6 protein-coding genes and 1 pseudogene are annotated in these 5,349 nt (G+C 54.2%); 3 read left to right on the top strand and 4 right to left on the bottom strand.

Translation table 11 applies throughout. From position 1 onward, the window contains the following. The 4 genes and pseudogenes from rfbB to rfbD form a co-directional block, all read right to left on the bottom strand. On the bottom strand, nucleotides 1–1,039 hold a 1,039-nt coding region (gene rfbB, locus H5U36_08565), incomplete at its 3' end, for a dTDP-glucose 4,6-dehydratase (GenBank protein MBC7218169.1). After that, complete coding sequence (gene rfbC / locus H5U36_08560; protein ID MBC7218168.1) at nucleotides 1,036–1,608, bottom strand: dTDP-4-dehydrorhamnose 3,5-epimerase; 573 nt, start codon at nucleotides 1,606–1,608, stop codon at nucleotides 1,036–1,038. The genes rfbC and rfbB, both read right to left, overlap by 4 nt. Further along, a complete protein-coding gene (locus H5U36_08555; GenBank protein MBC7218167.1) occupies nucleotides 1,608–2,672 on the bottom strand; it encodes a glucose-1-phosphate thymidylyltransferase in 1,065 nt (354 codons plus the stop codon). Before H5U36_08555 ends, rfbC begins: the two co-directional genes overlap by 1 nt. Then, a pseudogene (rfbD, locus tag H5U36_08550) lies at nucleotides 2,644–3,522 on the bottom strand (dTDP-4-dehydrorhamnose reductase). Before rfbD ends, H5U36_08555 begins: the two are co-directional and overlap by 29 nt. A gap of 107 nt (nucleotides 3,523–3,629) precedes the next feature. Between rfbD and H5U36_08545 the strand changes: the two are divergent. The 3 genes from H5U36_08545 (at nucleotide 3,630) to H5U36_08535 (ending at nucleotide 4,926) form a co-directional block, all read left to right on the top strand. Beyond that, the gene (locus H5U36_08545) at nucleotides 3,630–3,977 is read left to right on the top strand and encodes a nucleotidyltransferase domain-containing protein (GenBank protein MBC7218166.1); all 348 of its coding nucleotides are present in this window, start codon (nucleotides 3,630–3,632) and stop codon (nucleotides 3,975–3,977) included. 3 nt (nucleotides 3,978–3,980) lie between these two features. Continuing rightward, nucleotides 3,981–4,382, top strand: coding sequence for a HEPN domain-containing protein (locus H5U36_08540; GenBank protein ID MBC7218165.1), 402 nt, complete (start codon nucleotides 3,981–3,983; stop codon nucleotides 4,380–4,382). Nucleotides 4,383–4,638: 256 nt separating this feature from the next. Further along, nucleotides 4,639–4,926: a GIY-YIG nuclease family protein gene (locus H5U36_08535; GenBank protein ID MBC7218164.1), complete on the top strand. Its 288-nt coding sequence runs from the start codon at nucleotides 4,639–4,641 to the stop codon at nucleotides 4,924–4,926. Nucleotides 4,927–5,349 lie beyond the last annotated feature (423 nt).

Raw genomic sequence — 5,349 nt, 5'->3', positions numbered from 1 at the left:
GCCCGTACACCTTCTGGTAGTACTCGAGGTACTCCCCTGTGATCACGCTCTCCACCCAGTCGCCGTTGTCCAGGTACCACTCTACAGTTCGGCGGAGTCCCTCTTCGAAGCTCACTTTCGGTTCCCAGCCGAGTTCCTCTTTGATTTTCCTGCAGTCGAGGGCGTAGCGGAGGTCATGGGCTGCACCTCGAGGGTCCCTGATGAAGGTGATGAGGGAATGGAGTGGGCGATGAAGGGCAGGTGGGTTGAGCTCTTCAAGGATATTGCAAATCATCTGGACGACTTCGAGGTTCTTTTTCTCGCAGCCGCCACCGATGTTGTAGATTTCACCTGCACGGCCCCTCTGGAGCACAAGGTCTATGGCTTTGCAGTTGTCCTCAACGTAGAGCCAGTCGCGGATGTTTTCTCCCCTGCCGTAAACGGGAAGGGGCATCCCCTGGAGGGCGTTGCGAATCATGAGGGGGATGAGCTTTTCGGGGAACTGGTAGGGACCGTAGTTGTTGGAACTCCTTGTGATGGCCACGGGGACGCCGTAAGCCTTGTAGTAGGCCCGGCAGAGAAGGTCAGCAGAGGCTTTACTCGCAGCATAGGGAGAATTGGGCCTGAGAGGTGATTCCTCGCTGAAGGGCGGGTCATCTGGGTCGAGGCTACCGTACACTTCGTCGGTGGAAATCTGGAGGAATTTCTCCACTCCGTGTGCTCGAGCCGCCTCAAGGAGGACCTGGGTGCCCTTGACGTTTGTTTCGATGAACGGCGCAGGGTCTAAAATGCTCCTGTCAACGTGGGATTCGGCGGCAAAATTCACCACGGCGGTGAATTTTTCTTCGGCAAAGAGTGCATGCACGAGATTCCGGTCGGCAATATCGCCCTTTACGAACCTGTACCGTGGGTTCCCCTCGACGTCCTTGAGATTCTTGAGGTTACCCGCATAGGTCAGCTTGTCGAGATTCACGATTTCCCAATCCGGGTGCACCTTGAGTACGTAGCGGATGAAGTTGCTCCCGATGAAGCCGCATCCTCCGGTAACAAGGAGTTTCATTCTCCACCTCCTCCGCTGTAGGTGAACCTGTTCACCGCTTTCTCAAGAGGGGGCCAGCGCGCATCCTTTGGGGAAACTATGGGATTTTCGATGGGCCATGTGATGCCGATTTCCGGGTCGTTCCAGATGATTCCTGCTTCACATTCGGGGGCGTACTCTTCGGTTACCTTGTAGACGACTTCAGCTACATCACTGAGGACGCAGAAACCATGGGCAAAGCCTGCAGGGATGTAGAGCATTTTCCTGTTTTCGGCCGAGAGTTTTACCCCCACCCACCGGCCGTAGGTTGGTGAGCCTTTGCGGATGTCCACGGCCACATCGAAAATTTCTCCCACAACGACCCGAACGAGCTTCCCCTGGGCTTTGGGGGGATTCTGGTAGTGGAGGCCCCGCAGGACTCCCCGCACGGAGCGGGAGTGGTTGTCCTGGACGAAATTCTCCTTGATGCCAAAGGCAGCAAAAGTAGAGTACCGATAGGTCTCCATGAAGAAACCCCGCTCGTCGTGGAAGACCTGAGGCTCAATCAGGATGACCTCTGGAATCTCGAGTCTTTCAAAGCGGAAGGGCATCAGAGGAGTACCTCCGCATCATCCCCGACCATGAGGCGCAGTGCCCTGGTGTTCTCTCTCCCTCTTGCGACGACAGTGTTCTTTCCGATGACGCTGTCTTCGAGCCTTTCGACACCGATGATTTTGGCACCGTCAAGGATAACCGAGTGCTCTAAGGCTGAATTCTCTATGAGGCAGTTCTTTCCGATACTCGTGTAGGGACCGATGAAGGAGTTCTCGATTACGGTGTTTTCCCCAATCACCACGGGACCCCGGACAGTGCTTTTCCTCACCCGGACACCTTTAGAGAGGGAGACTCGTCCCACCACCTTGCTTTCAGGGTCAATTTCTCCCTCGAGGTTTTCCCTCACGAATTCGTCGAGAATCACGCGGTTTGCCTCAAGAAGGTCGTCTTTTTTCCCGGTATCGAGCCACCAGCGCCTGAGGATGTGGCTTTTTACGCTTTTGCCTTTCTCAAGGAGCTTTTGAATTGCATCGGTAATCTCAAGTTCCCCTCGCCAGGAGGGTTTGATTTCTGCAATGGCTTCGTGGATGGCGGGTGCAAAGAGGTAAACGCCCACAAGGGCAAGGTTCGATGGGGGTTCTTTGGGTTTCTCAACAAGGAAACGCACGTTCCCGTTTTCGTCCACCGCTGCGACTCCGAACATCCTGGGGTCCTCAACCTCTTTCAGAAGAATCATGGCCTCCACTTGACTCTGCTTGAACTCTTCCACGAAGGGGACAATGCTCTCTCCAATCAAGTTGTCCCCAAGGTACATCAGGAAGGGTTCGTCTCCGAGGAACTCCCGGGCGGTTTTCACAGCATGGGCAAGACCCCTGGGCTCTTCCTGAAGGATGAAGGTGAAGCGAAATCCCCAGGGGTTGGCAGCAAGGGCCTCTTTCACCTGCTGTCCGGTCTCCGGGGCGATAATCACCCCCACATCTTTTATTCCTGTACTTTTGACCTGGTCCATGACGTAGTGGATAATCGGCCGATTGGCAACGGGAACAAGCTGCTTGGGGAGGGTGTACGTCAGGGGACGGAGTCTTGTGCCCTTACCTCCGGAGAGGACTAGTGCCTTCATTCTCCACCGCCTCCTTGATTTTTCCAATTTGGGACGCAAGGGACTCCTCCCAGTGGGGCATCACGTCAAGGCCCTGGACCTTGAGCAGGAAGTTCTCCAAGGTGGAGTCGGCAGGGCGCCTTGCGGGTGTGGGGAATTCGGCACTTGTTACTGGGACGACTCTTGCAGGAATTCCGGCAAGGCGGAGTATCTCTCTTGCAAACTCATAACGGGTGCAGCTCCCCTGGGAGGTGCAGTGGTAAAGGCCGTAGCAATCCGTCTCGATGAGCACTTTGATCTCGTGGGCAACATCCCCCACGAAGGTGGGAGTTCCCCGCTGGTCGTTCACCACGCGTATTTCTTCTCTTTCCTGGGCAAGCCTGAGTATCGTTTTGACGAAATTTTTCCCCCGGGAACCGTAGAGCCAGGCCACTCGGAGGATGAAGGAGCGAGGGTTTTGCTCTCGCACCATCTGTTCTCCAAGGAGTTTCGAAAGACCATAGACGTTCAGGGGATTTGGAGGATCGTACTCAAGGTAGGGAGTGCCCTTGCATCCGTCAAAGACGTAATCGGTGCTTATGTGCACAAGTTTGGCACCCACTTCCCTTGCCGCCACCGCCACATTCCGGGCTCCAATGGCGTTCACAAGGAAGGCTTTCTCTCTATTGCCCTCGCATCCGTCTACATCGGTGTACGCCGCGGCGTTCACTATGACCTGGGGTGAAATGCTCTAGACAAAAGGAAGGAGTTGCGACAGGTCCGTGACATCCGCTTCATTTCGTGTGGCGGGAATGACCTCGTGTTCCCCCTGCAGAACGCGCACCACTTCTGAGCCGAGCTGTCCACCGGCTCCGATGACAAGGACCTTCAACAAAACCCCTCCGGGCCCTGGCTGCTTTTTGCTCATTGTACCACTTGGGGGATTTCCCTTGAAGGAGGGTCGGATACCCCTGATGGTATAATGGGATGGGGGAGAGCATGGACGAGCGCGCTCGCAGGAAAAGAGAAGAATACGTGGAACTCCTGCGGAAGTCAGCTGAAGAAGTGGTCAAAAAGCTCCGGGATAGAGTGGAGAGAATCAGTGTCTTTGGTTCTTACGCTCGAGGGAGAACTGACCTTTTCACCGATTTGGATATTCTCATAGTGATGAAGACGGATAAACCGTTTCCAGAAAGGCTGAAGGAGCTTTACTCCCTGCTTGCCCTTCCGGTGGATGCGGATATCCTCTGCTACACGCCTGAAGAATTTGAAAGGATGAAGGGAACGGGTTTCCTCAAGAAGGTGATGGAGGAAGAGATTCTGCTCTATGAGAAGAGAAGCGATTAAGCGATTGAAGAGGGAAAGCGATGGCTTAAACAGGCAACAGAAGACCTGAAATGGGCAAAAGACCTGGCCGAAAGGGGAGGCTACCACATAGCGTGTTTTTTGGCCCAGCAGGTAGGGGAGAAAGCCCTGAAGGCTTTCCTGTACGCTCAGGGAGAGGAGATAGTTATTGGCCGTTCGGTGGAGAGACTGTGCGCTTCGGCATCAAGGTTTGATGCCGGGTTTTCAGAAAAGGCAAAAAGATGGGCAGTGCTCGATGGATACTACGTACCGACGAGGTATCTGAACAGTCTCCCCGACAGCATCCCCGCAAAGGTGTACACAAAAGACGCCGCCTGCGAAGCGGTGCGGTTGGCAGAAGAAGTGGTTGAGTTCGTGAGGGAGAAGATTACCCGTTGCCTGCAGTAATTCCTGGAACGTTACCGCGAACCTGTCTTCTCGTTTGCAAAGCGATATCACGGTCCCTGAATAGAGACTGCTTCGGAGACGAAACTACGACCTCGCAGTGACCATTGCATGTGTCTTGCAGGGGTCTTTTTCCCGGTTATCGCGAGCGCCTCTTTTCCTGGTCATCGCGAGCGCAGCGAAGCGATCTCACATTCATCCCGCATTCTGGACAACGTCCTCCTTTTCCAGAGGAATTCCTTCTGGTAAGCTTTCTTCCATGGAACGCCAGTACTTCGTCTATATCATGACCAATCCCCGGAACACCGTCCTCTACACCGGGGTAACCAATGACCTGAAACGAAGGGTCTGGGAACACAAGACGAAAGTCGTTCCAGGTTTCACCGCAAAGTACAACGTGGTGAAGCTTGTGTACTTTGAAGTCTTCGACAATCCAGAAGAGGCAATTCTCTGGGAAAAGAAAATCAAAGGTGGCTCAAGGGCAAAGAAAATCGCCCTCGTCACCTCCTTCAATCCTGAGTGGAGGGACCTCTACGAGGAGCTCTGAGAGACTGCTTCGGAAGCGAAACGACGACCTCGCAGTGACCGGAAAAAGCCTTGCAAGGGCAAACCAGGGGGGTCATTGCGAACCTCGTATTTTCGTCTGGTGAAGGCAATCTCGGATTGCTTTGCTCAGGTGGCTCCTTTGGACTATCACCGCAAAGTCGTGGTCTTGTTTTTGGGAGGACGAGATCGCTTCGTCGCTTCGCTCCTCGCGATGACCGAAAAGAAAGGTCATCGCGATGACCGAAAAAAGCCCTTGCGATAACCGGAAGAGAAGATCTTCGCAGTGACCGGAAGAGGAGACCCTCGCTTTCTTTCTGACATCTCGAGGAGCCCTCCTTACTGAAATTGCTTCACAGGAAAAACTACGAGGTCCGCGATGGCCGGGAAGGGAACCGCTGAGACTTCTGACCCCCTTTTTGGCTTA

It is taken from the genome of Candidatus Caldatribacterium sp., from assembly GCA_014359405.1.
Taxonomy (GTDB): Bacteria; Atribacterota; Atribacteria; order Atribacterales; family Caldatribacteriaceae; genus Caldatribacterium; species Caldatribacterium oleiphilum.
The sequence above is the reverse complement of the archived record's forward strand: the minus strand, read 5'-3'. Positions and strand labels throughout refer to the sequence as shown.

Coding starts and splice junctions, on each gene's coding strand:
- H5U36_08545 (MBC7218166.1), top strand. CDS start 3,630: ATGGACGAGCGCGCTCGCAGGAAAAGAGAAGAATACGTGGAACTCCTG.
- rfbC (MBC7218168.1), bottom strand. CDS start 1,608: ATGCCCTTCCGCTTTGAAAGACTCGAGATTCCAGAGGTCATCCTGATT.
- H5U36_08555 (MBC7218167.1), bottom strand. CDS start 2,672: ATGAAGGCACTAGTCCTCTCCGGAGGTAAGGGCACAAGACTCCGTCCC.
- H5U36_08535 (MBC7218164.1), top strand. CDS start 4,639: ATGGAACGCCAGTACTTCGTCTATATCATGACCAATCCCCGGAACACC.